The sequence below is a fragment of the Leptospira haakeii genome (assembly GCF_002812045.1).
Taxonomy (GTDB): domain Bacteria; phylum Spirochaetota; class Leptospiria; order Leptospirales; family Leptospiraceae; genus Leptospira_B; species Leptospira_B haakeii.
Window position 1 is genome coordinate 220937 of the sequence record NZ_NPEG01000001.1, and the last position, 20161, is coordinate 241097.

Sequence of the window (20161 nt, forward strand, 5' to 3'; positions counted from 1 at the left end):
GGGAATATATGATAGCTAATAATTATTTTACAGACGACGAAGATTTAAAACTAATTTTCGAACATTTAATCGATTGGGCTTCGATCGTAAAGTCAACCGAAGGCGAAGAATTTTTCGAACACGAACTTTATAAGAAAACAAATAATCCAAGATACGAAATGGCTCCTTCTAGCGTCGAAGAAGCTGTAGAATTATACAGATCAAGTCTCGAATCATTGGGTGAATTTTTTGGAAAAGATGTCTCTCAACTTTCTAGCGTGATGGATAAGAAACATCTACGCTACGAAAATGGAAAAGTGATCTTTCCGGAGGAAACTACATTAATCTACGAAAAATTCCGAGATACTGGTCTCATGCCATTCTCCATTTCAAGAGAAGCCGGAGGACTCGGACTACCAGGAACTATCAGTGCATTTTACGGAATGGTAATGGCAAGGGCGGATGTTTCCTTTTGTATGACTGTTGCCCTATTAAATCTAGCTCAAATCGTTTCTAGATACGGAACAGAAGAACAAATAGAGAATTTTGCTGCAAAAGCAGCAACTGGCGAGACTCTTTTTGCGATGTCTCTTACTGAGCCGGATTTCGGATCAGATCTAAATAATGTCAGAACCACCGCAGCAAAAATGGAAGATGGACATTATCGCCTAAACGGAACGAAACGTTTTATATCCCAAGGTTGTGGACTCGGCCCTTATCCATCTAGTTTATTAACCCTTGCACGAACAGGAAATGGAGGAGCTCGCGGATTGTCCGTATTCCTAGTAAAAAGTGAAGATGTAACTGTTGCGGGAATTGAAACCAAAATGGGAATTCACGCATCACCTACCTGTGAGATCGTTTATGAAAACAGTTATGGCGAACTCTTAGGACAAGAAGGATTAGGTCTTACTCGTTACACTACCGGTATGACAAACTTCATGAGACTAGGAAGTGCAGCTTGCGGTCCAGGAAGTGCTGCCGGGGCATATTATGAATCCCAAAAGTACGCGGAAGAAAGACAACAGTTCGGAAAACCTATCGCAGAGATCCCAGCCGTTGCAGAGATGCTTCATAAAATTAAAAGAGAAATGAACGCGTCTAGACTTCTGACATTCGAAACTGCTCGTGTTGTAGATATGTATCAAAACCATCAGATCCGTTTGGAAAAAGCGAATAAAGAAGATAGAGAGATCCGAAAGGACGAAAGGGTAAAAAAATGGGGAAACCTTGCTACAGTACTTACACCGATCTCTAAATACTATTGTTCGGAAGAAGGACATAAATGCGCGGGCCTTGCCATCCAAATCCACGGTGGAGCCGGTTATACTGAAGATTATGATGTAGCTCGAATATATAGAGACTCTAGGATCAATACGATCTATGAGGGAACAAGCCAGATCCATGTTCGAATTGCAGTTGGCGCGATTGTAGCTGGAATGAGCGGAGAAGGAAATTTCAAAAAATATCTGGAATCGATCAAAGCAGAAGTGGAATCACCTTCTAAATATCTAAATGAACAATCCCAAATATTCGAAGAGGCAATTGCTAAATTCAAATCAATCGAAGACGATCAAGCTAAAGAAAGGGTAGCAGAAAATCTAATGATCATTACTTCGAGATATCTATGTAGCATGTTGTATGAAAAAGCTGTAGCTAAGCTGAAACAAAACGACCAATTCAATCGTTGGGCAAAAGATTGTAGAGCATATCTAATCGACAGTACGGCAATTTCAAAAGCATGTATCTATAGAATAGAAAATGCAGTATAAACTAAAGATTACTTTAGAAATTTAGGAATAAAGGAAGTTTTTTCGGGATAAAACTGAGAAGCGAGTAAGAAGATAAAAATACTTACTGCAATTCCTATAGACGCAAGAAGTACATCCTTACCTACTTTGCGGAATGTCTCCAAATAAGGAGCGTCCCTGTAGGTAAGGAAATTTAACACGATCTCTCTTCCTGCAAGCATGCCCAAGAAAACCCAGGTGGTGGACATGGGCATATTACTGATCTTCTGAAAAAATATTAAAATACTAGCATATACTAGGTCTACGATTGTAGCCGCCTTAGACCATTGGATGTCGGACTTCTCTGTAACTATCTCTTGGATAGTTCCACCGTTGGTATACAATATGATACCAAGAGCTCCTATCAGGATAGAAACCGCGCCAGTAAGCTCCATCCAATTCAGTTGTCTAGGCAGATATACAACTATATTAGCGGCGTCCTGAGCAAGCCAAGCCGCCCATAAAAATAAAGTGGAGAACCACTGTAAGATTGCCCATTTTCTCTCCGTTCTTGGATCGGGCATATGATCGTCATAATATTCTTTCGGATCAACTTTTACTAATATTCCCCAAACTACCAACGCAGTGATAAATGCGATCATATATCCCAAAAAGGACTTGGTCAGCATTTTCTCTATATTCTGTCCGCCGAATAAACCTAAGATCAAAAATGTAGTAGAGATCGGAGATTTCATCCGAGTAATGATGACTAGAACGATAGGCGCAATCAATTGTAGAAAATTATATTCTGCAGGAGGAGTAAAATTATCCAATCTGTGAAAATGGACTTCTCCATTAGCGGACCACCAGGCGTATCCGAATACTAGAGCAAGAAGTCCACCCAAGGCAGCAAGTTTAGGGAACCAATGTACAGACTTTTTACTTTCTATAAATGTCCCTACAGTTTGGACAGCATCGTTACCAGCTACAGAAAAGGCTGAGATACAGAATGCGAGCCAGCCAAGAATGTAGGAAGAGATCCCTAGATAATAACCGAGGCTCATTACCAAAAAGGACAGAAACACCAGTACATAAAATCGGATCTGGTCCTTAAAAGAGGGATGTTGGAAATCGATTTGATTCATGAGTCACCCAAATGGGTTTTCGCTTGTTGGAATTAATTAAGTATAGAAAAAAAAGAGAAGCCCAAACGGTCAAGGTGTATCGGCCCATATTTAGGCGCACGAAAGGGGCTTAAAAACAAAAACGGGCCTCGTACGAGACCCGTCCTTACGAAAAAACTTAAGGGGAACCCCCTTAGTTCTACTCTAGGTAATGTTTGCTGTATCTTGCTTCGATGTCTTTGATATCGAAGATGATAAAGAAGTCGGTAGTCTTGAAAACGGAGTCCAATGCTGGAATTCCGCAAATTGTTGATCCGGCTCTAATATACCCCTTAATCAATGCAGGGATTCTTTTAGAAACTTCTTTGATGTCTTCAGGAGAATAATTCTGATCGAAACCTGGCATTTCAAATCCAGGAAGCGGTTTTACATCGAAAGCTTCTCCAGCAAGAGCTTGTTTATCTTTCAAAAACGCGTAAACTTCGTTTGCGGATAGAGCATCAGTGCTATGAACTGAACCACAACCGAAAAGGTATCCGATATTATTCTTCTTCATGTATTGAGCGAGTCCGCCCCAAAGAAGAGAAATTACAGATCCGTCTCTGTATTCAGGATGAACGCAGCTACGTCCGATCTCTGCAGGTTCTCTTTCTAATTCGTAAATTTTAGTAATATCGAATTCGTTGTCCGAGTAAAATCCTAGGTTTGCCTTCGCGACACTTCTACGCAAGATACGATAAGTTCCGACGATCATATCATCTCTGTTCTTATCTACTACGATAAGGTGGTCGCAAAATAAATCGTATTCATCTCTGTCTTTACGTGTAGCTGCGGATTGAGGTAAACCTTCTCCCAACTCTAGATTGAATACATCATAACGAAGAGCTAAAGTTCTTTCGATCTCGAGTTGGTTCTCTGCGATCCTTACTTCAAGCTTGCGTTCTAATTTTTGCTTTTTTTGGACTATTCCTGATCCCATTGTCGTCCTTCTTTTCCTTGTTAGGATGCTTCTATCTATCCTCCTAAATGGTTACAGTCGGATTACGCTGGAAAGAAATTCCGGTGACTGGACTGGCTGATTATCCTGCCATTCTGCGGAGTGAGGTCAGCTTTTTGACATAATCGAGTAGAAATCCCTTACCTTTTACGTCGATTTGGGTGAATTGGAGCCCGAAAAGCCCCTGTGCTTCCTTGGAAGCGCTCAAGTGTTTGATTTTACCTAATGCTTTAAATGGTTTGTATCCGGGAAGAGAAACCACAATTTCCACGCTAGAGTGAATATCGCATCCATCAAATTTATGAGGAACACGAACCGCTATCCCTCCTTCACTTACGTCCTGGGCGACAAGAATATCTAAAAAACCGTTTCCCATCAATTGGAGTTGAACTGGTTGTTTAGGGAAAGGGACTACCCTTACCTGTTTTCTTTTCTCCATCCGAGGACCCTCCGGATACTAGAATAATGGCCAAACCTATATTATAAATGGATAAGACGGGAGAAGAAAACGGTTTTCTTACGAAAAATAATCACGTAACACTCGTTCAAAATAGTGCTAAGTATTTAGTCCTAATTCTGCCTCTGCACCTTCGATCAGAGAGAGTTTGTAAGTAGAGAGTATCTTAGAAACCTTCTTCTCAAACTTACGATTGAATACGAAGAAGTTCAAAGATTTTTCCAAAAAGAAAATCATCTCTATAGGCTTCCATTCGATCACTCCTCGTTTTGCATCTACGATCTTTCCATGTTGTAAAAGAGTGGAGATGGCTCGGATAGAATGTTTCGGAAATGTTGTTCTCAGCGCCTGATAAAGAGCCTTAGAGTCAGCTTCTAAAAAATGGAATTTACGTGAGAAGAGTACGGCATCATGAAAATATTCAGGACGTATTACTGCTCCATTCAATCTAAGTGAGATGATCAAAAATCCGATCAGATCCGCCATCTCGGTAAAAATCCCGAGGCCTGGAACATCTTGTCCTGGATATAAACGAGCAGAATCCCTTCCGACCTGTTTCGGATGACGTGTCTGGAGCCAATTCACGACCAAATATTTTTCTTTGAAGAAGTAATCGTTGAGTCGTATCCTATACTCTTGGATGCTCAAACGTAGATGGACTAAAATTTCGTTTTGGTGTGTGAGAATTAGTTTTTGGTAGGTATCATCGCTACCGGAAAGATCTAATTCGAAGGAATCATATCCTCTTTTTTTGAGTTCTGCCAGAACTCCGGTGATCTCAAAAAGTTCCCAAACACTTTCTTTGGTCAAAGAGTGGAATAGAACTCCGGATTGTGCGACATGAGAGTCCACCGCCGCACATAAAAAGTCGTCGTATACAAAATCGAAAAAACGCGGATTATTGTATGCAACCTTACCCATCTAATCTTTCGCTTTCTTACAGTCTGGCAGGTTTATTTCCTTTTTTCAAGGAAATAAATCCGGTCACCAAACTATCTGAGAATTATCAAAGTTTAGATCTGAAGTTTGAGTACGCTTTCAAAACCTGGTCTGCAGCTTCTGTTTGAGGATAATGTCCTATACCTGGGAGCTCGTATACTTTCGCGTCCGGTCTCATCTCTCTGAGTCGTTCTACTACATGTTTACCGCTAACCGGGTCTTCCAGACCATCCGCCAACGCGTACGGGATCGGACTATCTAGTATGGCTCCCACCCATCTATCTCTGAAAATTTTTCTTTCTCTCATATATCTTATCAACTTGTGATAGATCAATTTTCCTCCTCCGTTGTTCACACATTCCCAAAATCCATCCAACTCCTCTTGAACAGGTTTTGTATTCGGCCCGAATACTTCTGAAAAACTTTTTTGGAAAGAGGTCTTGTTTACTAAACGGGAGAATAAAAATCCCAAGGGACCGTTTAATAATTTCTGCACTGCTCTTGGTCGATGAGTTTCCGGAAAGATCCCGCCATTTAGGAAGAATACAGACTCTAAGTCGGGACCACCGATCCTCTGCCCTGATAACTTTTCCCTAAATCTTGCGACCAATTCTTGTGCGACCGTATCGCCCAGATCATGAGCGAGAATATGTACTTTTTTAATCCCTTGTTCTTGTAGGAAGAACTCGGCCTGGTCCGCATATTGAAAAATAGAATAATGCCCGTCTTTAGGTTTTTCGGAAAAGCCGAAGCCCAGATAATCTAAGGTCAGAACTTTGTATTGATGAGTAAGGGTTTCCCATACATCCTTCCAATCCCAAGAAGAAGTGGGAAATCCATGTAAAAGAAGAAGCGCTTCTCCTTCTCCACCTATCCGATAGAATAGTTTTCTTTTTTTCCATTCAAAGAAAGCTCCCGATGCCTTCCAGGCCAAAGGGTGGGTTCTCCAAAGCGGCTCCGACATAGATTCCTCCAGAAGAGGCAATATTGTACCTCCTGGTTTCGGAATGGGAAGTGTAAAATCTATAATGTGAAAGAAATTTCAGTCCATTGCGTCTAGAAGGTTGGACAGAAAAACTTTTCTTTCTTTGCCTTCCGGAAATCTACCCAGCCCAGCGCCCATATTATCTTTGAGATGAGAAAGTTTAGAAGTAGCAGGGATCGCACAAGTCACTGCCGGATGAGAAAGAATATATTTTAAGAAGACTTGCGCAAAAGAATTACAATCCCATTCTTTAAAATATTCAGGCAATGTTTTACCTTTTGTATTTCTAAAAAGCCCACCTTCTTCGAAAGGACGATTGATCAGGACTGCGATCCCATGCTCCTGAGCAAAAGGTAAAATTCTATTCTCCGCTTCACGCGTTTGGATAGAATAAGGTATCTGCAAGAAATCAGGTTTTTCTTTTTCGGAAATACGTTCCATTTCAGCGAATGCGGACGTAGTAAAATGTGTCAGGCCGATATAACGGATCTTCCCTTTTTCTTTCAGACCTCTTAATGTTTTGAGATGAGTCTGAGTATCTAGTAAATTATGGATTTGGAATAGATCGATCTTCTCCGCTTTCATCTTTTTGAAAGAAGCCTCGATCTGTGATTTTCCGGCGGCTTCTCCCCTGATCCAAACCTTTGTGGCTAAGAAAAATTTCTTTTTCTCCATGTCGGAAAAATCCTTGGACAAGATCCCGAAAATTTCCTCGGAACGACCATACATGGGAGAAGAATCTATCACACCTCCGCCGGTATGTAGGAACTCCGACAAAACTTCTTTTAAAGGAGCCAAAGAAGAAGGATCCGGGTCCACATCTAAAGTCTGCCAAGTACCTAGACCGATTGCAGGAATTTCTTCTCCAGTTTTTGGGATCTTACGTTTTAACATTTTAGAAGCTCCGGCCGTTTGGGAGAATAAGGAAGAGACCCCCGCTTGAGAAAGACTCAAAGTAGCAGCGGAAGCACTTAACAACTTTAGGAAATTCTTCCTAGAATAGATAGGCTTCATGATATCCCCTTAAGTAGCCGAATTTTAAAGGGAAATCCTGGGCAGACTCAATCAAAAATTAGTATTAAAATCCATTTACAGCTTAAATCGGATCCGCTTTATTCCTGGAGCAGATCCAACAAAACTTTATTAATGAATAAATGGTATTTTCCGTAATTCATATCTACTAGATAGTTTGCATCCTTCAATTCTTCTAAATATCTAGTAGCGGTAGTATAATGAACATCTATACGTTCTCCTAAACTAACAGGAGAAAGTACAGGAGAAGCAAACATCGCTTCTACGATTCCTGTTTTTGCCAGTTTAGGGCGATCGATAGAGAGTTCCTTTTTATACGTTTGATAGAGTTCGATTATCTTAAAAAGCAAATCTTTAGTAGACTTAGCCTGTAAATAGAAAGCGTTTAACATGAATTCTAAGAATGGCTCCCAATTTCCTTGTGAGGAAACACCAGCAAGTAATTCATAATATCTGGATCTATTACTATTTATATAACCGCTTACATACAGGATCGGGAGAGAGAGCATCTTTGCCTGTATTAAGTACAAAACCATTAGGATTCGTCCTGTCCGACCATTCCCATCTAAAAATGGATGGATCGCTTCGAACTGGTAATGAGAAATCGCACATTTCAGAAGGGGATCTATCCCGTCATTTTCTTCGTTTAGAAATTTTTCCAAATTCGAAATTAAGTCGGGAATTTTGGAAGCGATCGGAGGAGTATATATGGGCTCTCCTGTATTCGAATTTATGATTTTATTTTGCAGCTTTCTAAATCCGGATTCCTTTCCGAACATCAATTCTTTATGAACTCTTTCAATCAGTCTATTTGAGATCGGAAAACGTTTCAATTCATGAAAGCCTAATTCTACCGCACTTCTATATCTTAATACTTCCTTGTCATAATCATCTCTTTCATATTCTGGAAATAAGGACTGCTGCAGTACATTCGATACAGTGGTATTGATATTTTCAATATTCGAACTAGCTACCGACTCTTTGATAATAGCAGGAGAAAGTAGTAACATCGGGTTCGGCAAAGCAGAGGCGAACCCTTTTAGTTCTCCTAGTTCCGTCCTGGCTTTTGCGATAAGCTTCAAAAACCCCTTAGATTCAAAATCCAATACGGGAGGCAAATTCTGCAAATCGTAGGGAGTTTCCGGGTCGAATGGAAGCATATATCGCATTTTATTAAATTATGCGATATATGACAACCCTTATGTGCAAAATCTAGCAGAAAAACTATATAAATATTTAGTATTTTAATGCGCCTCGTCCCAGTTTTGTCCGAATTTTCCTTCTACCTTGATTGGAACATCAAGAGGAAGGGCATCTTCCATCAGTCTTTTGCAAACTTTTAGGAACTCATCCTTCTCCGATTTATATACTTCGAATACCAATTCGTCATGTACTTGGAGTAGAAGTTTGGATTTCCATTTTCTTTTTTCTATCTCGTCTTGGATCTGGATCATCGCGATCTTGATCATGTCGGCGCAGGTTCCTTGGATAGGAGTGTTGATTGCTACCCTTTTGGCTCCTTCTTTTGCCTGGCGATGCGTGGAATTGATATCCGGAACAGGTCTTCTTCTTCCTTTCATGGTTTCTACATAACCTTTCTCTTCGCAGAAGGCGACTGTATCGTCCATATACTTTTGGACACCAGGATACTGGGTTAGATATCTATCTATAAAACTTTTTGCTTCGTCTCTCGGAATTCTAAGATTACGACTAAGCCCATAAGGAGTGACTCCATATATTACAGAAAAGTTAACTACTTTTGCCTTATCCCTCATCTCGGGACTAACCAGATCTTCGGAAACTCCGTAGATGGCAGCGGCAGTTCTTTTATGGATATCGATGCCTTTTTTGTAGGCGTCCATCATTGCAGGATCTTTTGAGATATGTGCCATGATCCTAAGTTCTATCTGGGAATAGTCCAAACTTAAGATCTCAAAATCCTTATGACCTGAGATAAAACCTTTTCGTATCAATCTTCCTTCTTTCTCACGGATCGGAATATTTTGTAAGTTCGGATCCGTAGAAGAAAGTCTTCCAGTCGCAGCTATAGTCATATTATAGCTGGTGTGAATTCTTCCGTCTTTAGGAGAAGCCATACTAGGAAGTGTATCCACATAAGTAGAGATCAATTTTGTATATTTTCTATAATCCAAAAGTTTTTCAATGATCGGATGTTCTCCTAATAATTCTTCCAAAACTTCGTGGTCAGTGGAGTAACCTGTCTGGGTCTTTTTAACAACCCTAAGCTGTAATTCATCGAATAGGATTTTTTGGAGTTCTTTTGTAGAAGCAATATTGAATTCTTTTCCCGCAGCTCTGTAGATCCCTTTTTCCAGATCCTTTACTTCTCTTTGAAAATCTTTGGAAAGTTCTGCAAAATATTTCGAATCTACTGAGATCCCGGCTTTCTCCATTTGAGTTAAAACCGGAATCAAAGGTAAATCGATATCCTTGAATACATTCTCCAAACCGGATTGTTTCAAAGATTTACGAAGTACATTATATAATCTTAATGTAATATCCGCGTCTTCCGCTGCATATTCCGCAACCTTGTCCAGCTCCACTTCCCAAAGATTTTTTTTGTTCTTACCTGTTCCTACAAGTTCGGCATAAGTGATCGTTTTATAATTCAGAAGATCTTCTGCAAGATCATCCATATTAAATCTGCGGCTTTCAGGTGCCAAAATATAAGCCACGATCATCGTATCAAAAACGATATTTGTGACCTCAAATCCGTGGTTTTGTAAAACGATCAGATCATACTTAATATTCTGACCTACTTTGGGAATATTCGGATCTGCTAATATAGGTCCTAATATTTCACGAACTTGGTCCAAAGGAAGAAGTTGTTCCTTATTCGTAAACAAGCCCTCTTGTGTATGAGAAACCGGAATATAAAAACCTGTTCCTTCCTGGTTACACAAAGAAATCCCTAAAAGTTCCGCATCAAAAGCGTATTGGGAAGTGGTTTCCGTATCTACGGAAAGGATAGGGGATTTTTTCCAAGCTCTTGCGAGTTTGGTTAATTCTTCTATACTCTCTACTCGTTTATAAATTCCTTTCTTAGCAGTAGGACCTTTTACGGAACCTGCGGTTGATTCTTCCGGTTCATCTTTAGGAGGTTCTTTTCCTACAGACTTCGCCAAGTCGCGTGATAGAACATTATATCCTTGATTCTTTAGATATTTGATCCCTTCGTCAGAAGCGTAATCAGGAAGTTTAAGATCATCATCCTTAATACCAAGATCCAAATCTCTTTTGATCGTGGCTAATTGTCTGGACATGAACGCATTGTCTTTATGCTCTATAAGTTTGTTCTTTAAGCCCGGATTTTTGATCTTTTCTATATTTTTATAGATCCCTTCCAAGTTTTTATATTCTTGGATCAGCTTAGTAGCACCTTTCTCACCAATTCCTTTTACTCCAGGAATATTATCAGAAGTATCTCCAACTATCCCCATATAATCGGGGATCTGCTTTACATCCACACCTAATTCTTCTTTTACCCAAGAAGAATCAATTTCCACAAATTCGGTGACTCCCTTTTTACCACGGAGCATTTTAATATTCTTTTTTTCTAATAATTGGTATAAGTCCTTATCCCCAGAGAAAATCAGGATCTCTTTTGCAGAAGATTTATAATTTTCCGCAAGAGTCCCGATGATATCGTCTGCCTCATGTTTTTCTATCTTTAAGATCCTAAAACCTAAAACCTTCAGAGTTTCCATAATCTCATTCAACTGAGGGCGAAGATCTTCCGGCATAGGTTTACGATTTGCCTTATATTCTGCGAATGTTGCCCCTCTTTCCAAGGGCCCGCCAGGATCGAATGTCATTGCTACGTGAGTAGGTGCATAATCTTCGAAAAGTTTGAATAACATCCTGAAAAATCCAAAGACCGCACCACTCGGTTGTCCTGTTTTTGAATTTTTCAAATTGGAAGCCGCAAAAGCATAATATGCCCTGAATGCAAATGCGTGACCGTCTACTATGAGTAATTTTTTCATGCTGCTTCCCCGGATTTCCCTTTCGAGTTAGAGTAGATCTCTTCACCCAATAAACTATAATACGCTAACTCGGTTTTCTTGATGGTATTTTTAACAGAGAACCTTTTTACGGATTCTTTGTTAAATGTACCCATAGATTTTCGAACTTTAGGATCTTCTAATAGAGTTTTATAAGAAGAAGCAAGGGATATAGCATCGCCTACATCGGAAACGAACGCTCCTTTACCTTCGGTAAGCATTTCCGCGATACCACCGCCGTTTGTGGCAACGATCGGCAATCCGGATGCCATCGCGTCTAATACGGAAGTTCCGAGTCCTTCTTCTTTTGAGGTTAATGTGAAGATATCGAATAAGGAAAGAAGCTCGAGGATATCAGTCCTAAACCCTGTAAAGATCACTTTATCCAAAAGTTTTTTTTCGGAAGCGGTGCGTTCTAATTCTTTTCTAAGTTCACCTTCCCCCACTATCAGGACCTTATACTTTTTATCCGTTTCTACCTTAGATAAAGCATCGAGTAATGTCTTTTGGTCCTTATGATCGACTAACGCGGCAATATTTCCGATGATCAGTTCATCTTTAGAAAGATTGAATTCCTTTCTGAGATAAGAAGTGTCACCTGGTTTTTTAGAAACACCTAAATCGATCCCGCTGTATACCGTCACAACTTTGGCAGGATCTATTCCATCCATGATCAGAATTTCTCGAATACGATTCGAAACACTTAAGTAAAGATCAACTCTGTCAGAAACATACTTACGTTTACTGAACCAATTCTTTCTAAGCCTAAAATCCACTCTTCTAGAAACTACAAGTTTCACTTTAGGATGTTTTGCTTTCGCCATCCAAGCGATAGAATGTGCTTTTGCAGTATGAGCATGAATGAGTTTGATCCCTTTGGAAACGATGAGTTCTTGGAGAGCCTTTACGGAACCAAAGTCCCATTCTCCTTTTAAGGGAAGAGTAACTGTTGGAAGTCCAACATCGTTAGCTCTGGTCTCTAATGCAGAGCCTGGTTTACAAAGAATGAGCTGAGGGATTTTGTGTTTTTTTAAACCTTCTGCGAGAAGAAAAAGTTGCCTTTCCCCTCCTCTCCAGCCGGTTTCCGTGTCGATATGAAGAATCACCCGATCAAATTGGGGTTCTGGCTCGAATTCTGCAAGAGTTCCGCCATTTCTTTTTAGGAAAAAAGTCCTGGACAAACAGGATTCGTATTAGCGACAATTATTCTAATATAACAGAGGGAATCCAGAATGTGCGAACTTTTGGGAATGAGCGCCAATGTTCCTACAGATATATGCTTTAGTTTCACCGGTCTTGTCCAAAGAGGCGGAAAAACCGGCCCCCATAAAGATGGATGGGGGATCGCATTTTATGAAGGTAAAGGTTGTAGGGTCTTCCAAGATCCTCAGGCAAGCGCTGATTCACAATTGGCGGAACTGGTCCGCACATTTCCTATCAAAAGTAATTTAGTCATATCACATATCCGAAAGGCAAATCGTGGTAAGGTGGATCTGAAAAATACACATCCATTCGTCCGGGAACTTTGGGGTTATTATTGGACATTCGCTCATAATGGACAATTGAAAGGGGTGAAGAAGGAACCCTTAAAAGATTTTACACCTGTTGGGACGACTGATAGCGAGTATGCTTTTTGTTGGGTACTTTCAGAATTAAAGAAGAAGTTTAAGATCAGACCTAAAAACGAAACTCTTCTCTCCCAAGAAATCCGAAAACTATTATCCAAACTCGGAAAAAAGGGAGTTTCGAATATCCTAATTTCGGATTCTAAATACTTATACGCATATTGTTCTACAAAGCTAGTATATATCACAAGACATGCTCCATTTGGAGAAGCCAAACTTATAGACGCTGATCTGAGCATAGATTTTAGTAAACATACAAATCCGAAAGATATAGTTACTGTTTTAGCCACAAGCCCTTTGACCCAAAACGAAATTTGGACACAGTTTTTACCTGGAGAATTTCAGGTATGGAAAGAAGGAAAACAATGGCAAAGATTTTCTCCTGAAAAATAAAATAGGTCTGCCTACTATCTTTTTATGAACCCTTTTGGGAAATTTCCGAATTATCTAAAAATTTTAGGGATCTTTCTCTTATCCTATACGTTGATCACGAATTATTTATGGAGAGAACCGGATAATTATTTTTGGATCTGCCATGTTTCTGCATTTTTAGTCTCAGGAAGTTTGATTTTCGGATTTCGAAAAGGAATTCGCGTCGGAGGGCTCTGGCTCATACTCGGAACCATTCTTTGGCTTTCCGATGAAGTTTTAAACGATTATCCTCTGGACAAACTTTCTTATTTTACACATTCATTATATGCATTAATTTCGATATATTGCTTTCGAAGAATAGGATTATTTCCGTTTCCATGGGACCTACTATTTTCGAATTACCTTCATTTTCAGATTTTTATGAATCTTTTCATTCTAGGAGTTCTTTTTTTATGCTCCTATATATCGAATAAATTCTATGCCTGACATTTTCCAAGACCCAAAAAAACTCGAATCTGGGATCGAAAACGAAAATTGGAAGTTATGCACTTCTTGTGGAGAAAAGATCACAAAAGAAGAATGGAAAACTTCCGTGGATGGTGCATACATTCACAATTTTATCAATCCTCTTGGAATAGAATTCAGAATTCTTACATTCTCAGAGGCGATCGGAATTGCTTGGCAAAAAGATTCGTATACAGAACATACTTGGTTTCCAGGTTTTTCTTGGAGAATAGGATCATGCTCAGCTTGCGGTTCTCATTTAGGCTGGAATTTTGAATCTGTTTCTGGCTCCGACTCTTTCTTAGGTTTAATCCTCGGACAAATTACTTCTTAATTCTAATTTTATAATATTCAACCGAGTAAAATCGACTTGAAACGGAAGGAACTGGCCTCAGCTTATACACAAATTTCCTGTAAGTTTCCTTTTTATGATTACCCAAAGAAAGTTCTTATTCATATCGATTCTACTCTTATCTTCTATACAATCGGAAGCTAAATCCGCCGACCCTTGTAAATTGGAAAAAACTTCCTTATGTACAGAGGCAAATACCCCTTTCCTGATGATGGAATGTCTCAAACAGGATACTTCTAGACTTTCTGACGAATGTAAAAAAGTTTTAGCCGACTTTTACGAAAGAATGAAATAAGGAAGAAATCTAAAAATTAAATCTATATCTTAAATCCATTCCAAATGTATCCCTAACTTGGTCTCTGGCATCCGATTGTGCGTACGTTCGAATATTCAGATCGAATCCTGAAGTGTTATCTTCTTCCTCCCATTTGATACCTCTCCAATACGTATAAGCCAATTGAAAAATATACTTTGCGCCTAAAAGAGCGAGTCTGAGATCATTTCTACTACGAACTCCTTCCAGATCATCTTGTTTGCTATGTTGGTAATTTGCTAAAAAGGTAATCATTCCCGGATCGGGCTGAGGATAAAAATTAGAATACAAAATAAATAGATTTCTAGAGTTTTCGAATTCTTGTTTTCTTTCGACTTCTTCCTTATGTCCTTTCAATTCAGAAAGAACTAAGATAGAAGTGACTATCATCGTAAATCTTGCTTTTCTGTATTCTTTTGCATGAAGAAGTCCCCAACCTGGAAGAACGGCGCTTCTCCAGACCAAGTCCCAACGAGATCTATCTTTCGTTTCAGGAGAAACAGTTACCTGTTCTTGAGAATGAATGGATATAAGTCCAAAGAAGAATATACAAAATAAAAAGAATTTTTTCACCCAAGTCTTCCTTTTAGGAATAATACACAAAGTGGAACTTTACGGTCACGAAAAAAAGGAACCTAAGAAAATTATAGTATTTCGAATACTTGGTTGCCATAAGTGAGCAAGCCCGTTAATTCTACAGACTATCTATGAATAAAATCTCATCCATTTTACTATTCACTTTTTTAACTTTGAGTTCTAGTTTTGTTTTCGGAGCAGAGCCCGAAGACGAGATCAAATCATTGGTCTCTTCCTTAGATTCTTGCAAAGGTTGTGTTTTTATACGGAACGGTTCGGAACATAAGCTGGATGAGGCAAAGGCACACTTGCTTAAAAAGTATGATGCGGCCAAAAGTAAAATAAGCAGCACCGAAGATTTTATCAAAGGATTAGCAAGCAAGTCTTCTATCACAGGGACTCCGTACAAGATCAAATTCCCTGACGGAAAGGAAGTAGAATCCGAAAAATGGCTGACTGAAAAACTAATTGAACTTCGCAATCCTCCGCCTGCAACCAAACCAAAAAAGAAAAAATAAACGATCTAAGCGAAAAATCACCTCAATTCGGCAGTTATTCTAGGTTGGTAGCGTCGAATTGAGTTAGAGAGTTTTATGCGAAAGTATTTATATCTTATTCCGGTTTCTTTTCTATTTGCCTGCCCACCTCCACCTAGCGAAGATCCACTTTCTTCTCTAATGTCTACATTAGCATTATCGAATATGCCAGTTCCATCGGAATTCACAGTCGTAGATTCAGCTAAGCAGGCTCAATTAGACGCTGTAGAAGCTACCGCAACAAAGAACTCCACCTGTACCAAACTAGGCGCTTTCTATTGGGAGATTGGAGATGTAAACGGTGCTTACGGGTATTCTTCCGTAAACGGTTCCGTGAATGGTTCAACGGTTCTTTTGATTGCTTCCGCATCCAAATGGATCTGGGGAGCTTATGTTTTGGAGAAGGTTGGCACTCCAACAACAATAGAACAATCTTATCTTAGGATGAGATCCGGTTACGATAATCTGGATGATAATAAATGTAATCTAGCTCTTACGGTAAATGCATGTTTCACGAATGGCCCGGGAAGAGATGGAACAAATAATAATAACTATTATAATTCAGGTGATCTAAATTATTTTTATTATAATGGGGCGCATTTCCAAGCTTATGCTGCTTTGAATCCAAGTGGCTTAACTCCTGCACTTACAAATTATACCCGTGCACAACTTGCAACAGAGATAGGAAACACTTTATTCGGAGGATCCAATCCCGGAATAGATTATGCAGTTCCTCAACCTGCGGGGGGAGTTAGGACTTCTGCTTCTATTTATGCTCAGTTCTTAAGAAGAATATTAAATTCTAATCTAACGATCCGAACTTATTTGGGAGCGGATCTTGTGCCTACATTACCTTCTGTACACCCGACCCAAGCAAAGTATTCACCTTTTATTTTGGAAGATGTACATTATTCTTACGGACATTGGGTAGAAGATTCTTCCGGAAATGATTCTGCATACAGTAGCCCAGGAAAATTCGGATTTTATCCTTGGATAGATCCTACTGTTACTACTTATGGAATAATCGCCAGATATTCCACATCCGGTTTAGCTTATGCAGAATCGGTCTATTGTGGAAGGCTTTTAAGAAAAGCATTCGCTACCGGAATAGAACAATAATCTAAACTTCGGTCCAATCCCTGTAACGAAAAAGTAATGCTCTCTTCATGGAGTAGATACAAAAATTTAAGATGATCAAAAGTCGATGCTTCCATCGACATATATCAGTTCTTACCCTAAAGCAGGTCCCTTTCGAATTTTAGTGGTGACCGAAACATTTCCTCCTGAGATCAACGGAGTCGCCAAGACGCTTCATAGAATGTTGGGCGATCTTTTACAAAGAGGTCACGAGATCATTCTGGTCCGTCCAAAACAAGGCCATAATGATTATGCAACAGCTAACAATAACTACAGAGAAGTACTTGTAAGAGGGGCAAAAATCCCTTTATACGAAGATCTAAGATTCGGATTTCCCGAAAAATACCTTCTCCGCAGATTAATCGAATTAGAAAAACCTGATATAGTGCATGTGGTCACGGAAGGGCCACTCGGCTGGTCGGCAGTAAGAGCGGCGCGACATGTTGGAATTCCGATCATCAGCGATTTTAGAACAAACTTCCATGCATACGCAAAATACTATAAGTTCGGATTCGCAGGAAAACTGGTCCATAATTACTTAAAAGGACTACATAATAGAACACAGATGACATTAGTCCCAACTGCTCAGATCAGAGAGCAGTTAACAGAGCAAGGATACACGAATGTGCAAGTGGTTTCCAGAGGAATTGATTCTGATTTATTCCATCCTGCTCGTAGGAATTCCAAATTAAAAACAGAATGGGGATTAAAACCTTCCGAACTAGGAGTTCTATACGTAGGAAGATTGGCTCCTGAAAAAAATCTGGATCTATTAGTAAGAACCTTCCGTAGACTCCAATCCAGAGTTCCGAATGCAAAATTGATCTTAGTGGGAGACGGGCCTTCCAAAGAAAAACTGCAAAAGGAAAATCCTGATTTTATATTCAGAGGAATGAGAAAAGGAAAAGAATTAGCGGAACATTATGCGACCGGAGATCTATTTCTATTCCCAAGCCTAACAGAAACTTTCGGAAACGTAATCGTAGAAGCAATGGCATCCGGACTTCCAATCGTAGCTTATAATTACGCGGCCGCGAACCAACATCTTAAGCACGGCAAGTCTGCCCTGCTCTGCGGTTTCGACAAAGAAGAAGAATTTATAGAACAATCTTGTCTCTTAGCAGAAAATAAAAAACTGGCATCTAGACTTGGCCTTGCTGCAAGAAAGATCGCAGCTTCCTGCACCTGGGAAGATGTTACCGATTCTTTAGAAATGACTTACTCCAAACTTTCTCTTTCTAAGAAAAAAACTTCGAGATCTAAGAAAGCGATTAAGTTAAAAGTACAGATGGTTAGGGGTTAGAACCTTAAATCTTTTCGGAATTTTTTTGAAGATTCTTTTTTTCGCTTGTACTTTCTTCGCCTTTACTATAATGACTGGCAAATTTAACGGCAAGGAGCAAAGCCTATGCTGAAATTTCCCGGCACTCGTACGGATCATCGAGAAAGAAACCGTCCCTTCGTCACCAGAGAAAAATATCTCACCTTTCTAAAAATCGCCAATAAGTCTTCTCATTCCAGACAGAGAAGGTTTCGTAATAAAAACAGAGAAAAAAGGCAGACCTTGTCACCATAGTTGTCTTATCATGGTTTTCCATGGAAAACCTAGACGCTAAATCTATCAGTCTCTGGATCATGGCGACCATCTATACGATCGCCGGTATTCTTCATTTTGTGATCCCTAAATTTTATATGAGGATCATGCCACCTTGGATTCCTTATCATAAACTTATGGTCCAACTCAGCGGTATCGCCGAGATCGCTTTGGGACTTGGTCTTTTCTTTCCTCAAACTAAAGCATTAGCGGCATGGGGTGTGGTGCTTCTTTTGATTGCTGTGTTTCCGGCTAACGTGTATCACTTTCAGTCAAGAACCAGAAAAGATCCTCCTACCTGGGCTCTACTTCTAAGGCTTCCTTTGCAGTTACTTCTGATTTACTGGGCTTATACTTTTACGTATTAATGAAAAGAAAGGAATCGGCTTCGGTCGATTCCTGTGCGCAGTATACTTTAAAAATTCCTTAAATATCTGATAAAATTGTGCAATATCCGTGTCTGATCCCTTCGGCGTGAGGGATAACTTCATAAAAAATATGACATTTCAGCGTTAGTTGAAATTATGGATTTATATGCAGAATTTATTAAGTTATCTCTCTTGTGTTTTATTCTTTCTTTTCGTAATAATTAACTGTAATTATTCTGGAGGACCTTCGACAATTTCCGGAGGAGACGCTCAAAAAAAGATAAAAGATGCATTGCAGAATCTTGCATTTTCGACAAATATTCCTAATGAACCTGTAGACTGCTCATCTTACGGTTATTCGGATCGCACGAGCGGGGGAACATACGGTAATGTTTCCGGAGTTGATCTAACTTTAATGAACATCCTTTTTATCAACCCGTATCTAAAATCAACTCTTAGCCAAGGAAAATATTATACCGAAACCTCCATCAATCAATGTGTAGAATTCATATATGGAGCTTACGCTGCTTCTCTTATTCCTTATGCAAAAGAATGGAGCGTGTATGCAAAGTGTCAAGTTCCGACACCCCCCGTTTTTTTAGGCCTTCCTTTATTCTTTACCGAGTGCAAACCGGAAGAAGCTAAATTTGCCGAGACTATAACCGAAAAACTATAATTCCAAAGTTGAACTACTGGCTTTAAAATTATTATACCGGTTCAAAATTCCCTTCTACAATTGATCTGTTTTCTTTTGAACGCAAAAGTTCAGTTTTTACCTTTTATTTTAGTTAAAAATTTATTGAAAGAATTTCAGAAGAAGGTATTCTCCCTTTTCAGTTTTTGGAGTTTTTTATGTTCAAGTTATGGATAGCGATCTGCGGAAGCGTTTTAATTTTGGGCCTGGCTTTTTCTTCCTCAAAGGTTCAAGCAAATACTAAATATAGCGTCTTCTGCGCTGATGGTAAGATTGAAGCGGATTCCCGTACTTTGGATCAAATGAAATCTGCTCGAGGCTCTAATGTTTGTCTTCTGAAAGAATTCGATTATTCTTCTGACGCTGATAATTATGCTCAATCTATTGGAGGAAAAGGTTCCGCCTGCAGCTGCAATTAAGTTTACAGGCCGGAGCAATCGTTAAATCTTTTACCTCGTCTAAATTTTAGGCGGGGTGTTTATGAATAAAAATCTGACTTCTTTTTACGTCTTAGGGTTAATCAGGAGTTTTATTTTTTTGATCGTTCTTTGTGTTATGTTGGTAGTCTCCGAAAGTTTGAACTCCTACCTTTATGATAAGAATGATTTGCCTGAGATTTCCTTTATATCCGGCTTAGTTTTGAGCCTTGGAGCGGCTTTTACTGCAAGTCGTCGCAAGTCTCAAGACAAAGAACCTTCTAAGCTTGTCTTTATTCTTATTTCTTCTTTTTTAAACTTTGGTATCCTATTGGTCGGTCTCTTTCTGATCCGGAAGTTTTTCCCTGGTTGGATCGCCTGATCTCTTCCTTATTTTAATTTTTTC

At 39.4% G+C, this 20161-nt stretch carries 21 protein-coding genes; 11 read left to right on the top strand and 10 right to left on the bottom strand.

Translation table 11 applies throughout. The annotated features are described in order from the left end of the window. Positions 1-8 precede the first annotated feature (8 nt). Positions 9-1751, top strand: coding sequence for an acyl-CoA dehydrogenase family protein (locus CH377_RS01125; RefSeq protein ID WP_100722006.1), 1743 nt, complete (start codon positions 9-11; stop codon positions 1749-1751). Positions 1752-1759: 8 nt separating this feature from the next. Here CH377_RS01125 and CH377_RS01130 read toward each other — a convergent pair whose 3' ends face one another. From CH377_RS01130 to CH377_RS01170, 9 genes are all read right to left on the bottom strand, one after another. After that, positions 1760-2854: a hypothetical protein gene (locus tag CH377_RS01130; protein ID WP_100722007.1), complete on the bottom strand. Its 1095-nt coding sequence runs from the start codon at positions 2852-2854 to the stop codon at positions 1760-1762. 178 nt (positions 2855-3032) lie between these two features. Further along, a complete protein-coding gene (locus tag CH377_RS01135; protein WP_100722008.1) occupies positions 3033-3812 on the bottom strand; it encodes a GNAT family N-acetyltransferase in 780 nt (259 codons plus the stop codon). A 100-nt stretch (positions 3813-3912) separates the two neighbouring features. Further along, a complete protein-coding gene (locus CH377_RS01140; protein WP_086447958.1) occupies positions 3913-4269 on the bottom strand; it encodes a PilZ domain-containing protein in 357 nt (118 codons plus the stop codon). Between the two features lie 117 nt (positions 4270-4386). Beyond that, entirely contained in the window at positions 4387-5208 is an 822-nt protein-coding gene (locus tag CH377_RS01145) for a histone deacetylase (protein WP_100722009.1), read from the bottom strand. Positions 5209-5293: 85 nt separating this feature from the next. After that, on the bottom strand, positions 5294-6190 hold the full coding sequence (locus CH377_RS01150; protein WP_100722776.1) for an alpha/beta fold hydrolase: 897 nt from the start codon (positions 6188-6190) through the stop codon (positions 5294-5296). Positions 6191-6268: 78 nt separating this feature from the next. Further along, positions 6269-7225 (bottom strand): aldo/keto reductase, encoded by a 957-nt coding sequence (locus CH377_RS01155; RefSeq protein WP_100722010.1) that lies wholly within the window; start codon positions 7223-7225, stop codon positions 6269-6271. 98 nt (positions 7226-7323) lie between these two features. Further along, on the bottom strand, positions 7324-8370 hold the full coding sequence (locus CH377_RS01160; protein WP_165780438.1) for a Fic family protein: 1047 nt from the start codon (positions 8368-8370) through the stop codon (positions 7324-7326). 117 nt (positions 8371-8487) lie between these two features. Further along, positions 8488-11250 (bottom strand): DNA polymerase I, encoded by a 2763-nt coding sequence (gene polA, locus CH377_RS01165; protein WP_100722012.1) that lies wholly within the window; start codon positions 11248-11250, stop codon positions 8488-8490. Then, the gene (locus CH377_RS01170) at positions 11247-12374 is read right to left on the bottom strand and encodes a glycosyltransferase (protein ID WP_100722777.1); all 1128 of its coding nucleotides are present in this window, start codon (positions 12372-12374) and stop codon (positions 11247-11249) included. The genes polA and CH377_RS01170 overlap by 4 nt, the downstream gene beginning before the upstream one ends. A gap of 126 nt (positions 12375-12500) precedes the next feature. Here CH377_RS01170 and CH377_RS01175 point away from each other — a divergent pair, with 126 nt between their 5' ends. The 3 genes from CH377_RS01175 to CH377_RS01190 all read left to right on the top strand — a co-directional run bounded on the left by CH377_RS01175 (position 12501) and on the right by CH377_RS01190 (position 14416). After that, positions 12501-13286, top strand: coding sequence for a class II glutamine amidotransferase (locus CH377_RS01175; protein ID WP_100722013.1), 786 nt, complete (start codon positions 12501-12503; stop codon positions 13284-13286). Positions 13287-13743: 457 nt separating this feature from the next. Further along, the gene (locus CH377_RS01185) at positions 13744-14103 is read left to right on the top strand and encodes a cereblon family protein (RefSeq protein WP_100722015.1); all 360 of its coding nucleotides are present in this window, start codon (positions 13744-13746) and stop codon (positions 14101-14103) included. A 94-nt stretch (positions 14104-14197) separates the two neighbouring features. Continuing rightward, complete coding sequence (locus CH377_RS01190) at positions 14198-14416, top strand: hypothetical protein (protein ID WP_100722016.1); 219 nt, start codon at positions 14198-14200, stop codon at positions 14414-14416. Positions 14417-14425: 9 nt separating this feature from the next. Here CH377_RS01190 and CH377_RS01195 read toward each other — a convergent pair whose 3' ends face one another. Further along, entirely contained in the window at positions 14426-15007 is a 582-nt protein-coding gene (locus tag CH377_RS01195; RefSeq protein WP_100722017.1) for a hypothetical protein, read from the bottom strand. A 134-nt stretch (positions 15008-15141) separates the two neighbouring features. Between CH377_RS01195 and CH377_RS01200 the strand changes: the two genes are divergently transcribed. The 7 genes from CH377_RS01200 to CH377_RS01230 all read left to right on the top strand — a co-directional run bounded on the left by CH377_RS01200 (position 15142) and on the right by CH377_RS01230 (position 20137). Further along, complete coding sequence (locus CH377_RS01200; protein WP_100722018.1) at positions 15142-15528, top strand: YfeK family protein; 387 nt, start codon at positions 15142-15144, stop codon at positions 15526-15528. Between the two features lie 75 nt (positions 15529-15603). Further along, positions 15604-16665, top strand: a complete 1062-nt coding sequence (locus tag CH377_RS01205) for a hypothetical protein (protein WP_100722019.1) — start codon at positions 15604-15606, stop codon at positions 16663-16665. Positions 16666-16750: 85 nt separating this feature from the next. Further along, on the top strand, positions 16751-17986 hold the full coding sequence (locus tag CH377_RS01210) for a glycosyltransferase family 4 protein (protein ID WP_100722020.1): 1236 nt from the start codon (positions 16751-16753) through the stop codon (positions 17984-17986). Positions 17987-18279: 293 nt separating this feature from the next. Further along, on the top strand, positions 18280-18645 hold the full coding sequence (locus tag CH377_RS01215) for a DoxX family protein (protein ID WP_100722021.1): 366 nt from the start codon (positions 18280-18282) through the stop codon (positions 18643-18645). Between the two features lie 166 nt (positions 18646-18811). Continuing rightward, on the top strand, positions 18812-19321 hold the full coding sequence (locus CH377_RS01220) for a TIGR04452 family lipoprotein (protein WP_100722022.1): 510 nt from the start codon (positions 18812-18814) through the stop codon (positions 19319-19321). A gap of 176 nt (positions 19322-19497) precedes the next feature. Further along, a complete protein-coding gene (locus tag CH377_RS01225) occupies positions 19498-19758 on the top strand; it encodes a hypothetical protein (protein WP_100722023.1) in 261 nt (86 codons plus the stop codon). Positions 19759-19819: 61 nt separating this feature from the next. Further along, a complete protein-coding gene (locus CH377_RS01230; protein ID WP_100722024.1) occupies positions 19820-20137 on the top strand; it encodes a hypothetical protein in 318 nt (105 codons plus the stop codon). The last annotated feature ends 24 nt before the right edge of the window (positions 20138-20161 follow it).

Coding starts and splice junctions, on each gene's coding strand:
- CH377_RS01125 (WP_100722006.1), top strand. CDS start 9: ATGATAGCTAATAATTATTTTACAGACGACGAAGATTTAAAACTAATT.
- CH377_RS01130 (WP_100722007.1), bottom strand. CDS start 2,854: ATGAATCAAATCGATTTCCAACATCCCTCTTTTAAGGACCAGATCCGA.
- CH377_RS01135 (WP_100722008.1), bottom strand. CDS start 3,812: ATGGGATCAGGAATAGTCCAAAAAAAGCAAAAATTAGAACGCAAGCTT.
- CH377_RS01140 (WP_086447958.1), bottom strand. CDS start 4,269: ATGGAGAAAAGAAAACAGGTAAGGGTAGTCCCTTTCCCTAAACAACCA.
- CH377_RS01145 (WP_100722009.1), bottom strand. CDS start 5,208: ATGGGTAAGGTTGCATACAATAATCCGCGTTTTTTCGATTTTGTATAC.
- CH377_RS01150 (WP_100722776.1), bottom strand. CDS start 6,190: ATGTCGGAGCCGCTTTGGAGAACCCACCCTTTGGCCTGGAAGGCATCG.
- CH377_RS01155 (WP_100722010.1), bottom strand. CDS start 7,225: ATGAAGCCTATCTATTCTAGGAAGAATTTCCTAAAGTTGTTAAGTGCT.
- polA (WP_100722012.1), bottom strand. CDS start 11,250: ATGAAAAAATTACTCATAGTAGACGGTCACGCATTTGCATTCAGGGCA.
- CH377_RS01175 (WP_100722013.1), top strand. CDS start 12,501: ATGTGCGAACTTTTGGGAATGAGCGCCAATGTTCCTACAGATATATGC.
- CH377_RS01185 (WP_100722015.1), top strand. CDS start 13,744: ATGCCTGACATTTTCCAAGACCCAAAAAAACTCGAATCTGGGATCGAA.
- CH377_RS01190 (WP_100722016.1), top strand. CDS start 14,198: ATGATTACCCAAAGAAAGTTCTTATTCATATCGATTCTACTCTTATCT.
- CH377_RS01200 (WP_100722018.1), top strand. CDS start 15,142: ATGAATAAAATCTCATCCATTTTACTATTCACTTTTTTAACTTTGAGT.
- CH377_RS01205 (WP_100722019.1), top strand. CDS start 15,604: ATGCGAAAGTATTTATATCTTATTCCGGTTTCTTTTCTATTTGCCTGC.
- CH377_RS01210 (WP_100722020.1), top strand. CDS start 16,751: ATGCTTCCATCGACATATATCAGTTCTTACCCTAAAGCAGGTCCCTTT.
- CH377_RS01215 (WP_100722021.1), top strand. CDS start 18,280: ATGGAAAACCTAGACGCTAAATCTATCAGTCTCTGGATCATGGCGACC.
- CH377_RS01220 (WP_100722022.1), top strand. CDS start 18,812: ATGCAGAATTTATTAAGTTATCTCTCTTGTGTTTTATTCTTTCTTTTC.
- CH377_RS01225 (WP_100722023.1), top strand. CDS start 19,498: ATGTTCAAGTTATGGATAGCGATCTGCGGAAGCGTTTTAATTTTGGGC.
- CH377_RS01230 (WP_100722024.1), top strand. CDS start 19,820: ATGAATAAAAATCTGACTTCTTTTTACGTCTTAGGGTTAATCAGGAGT.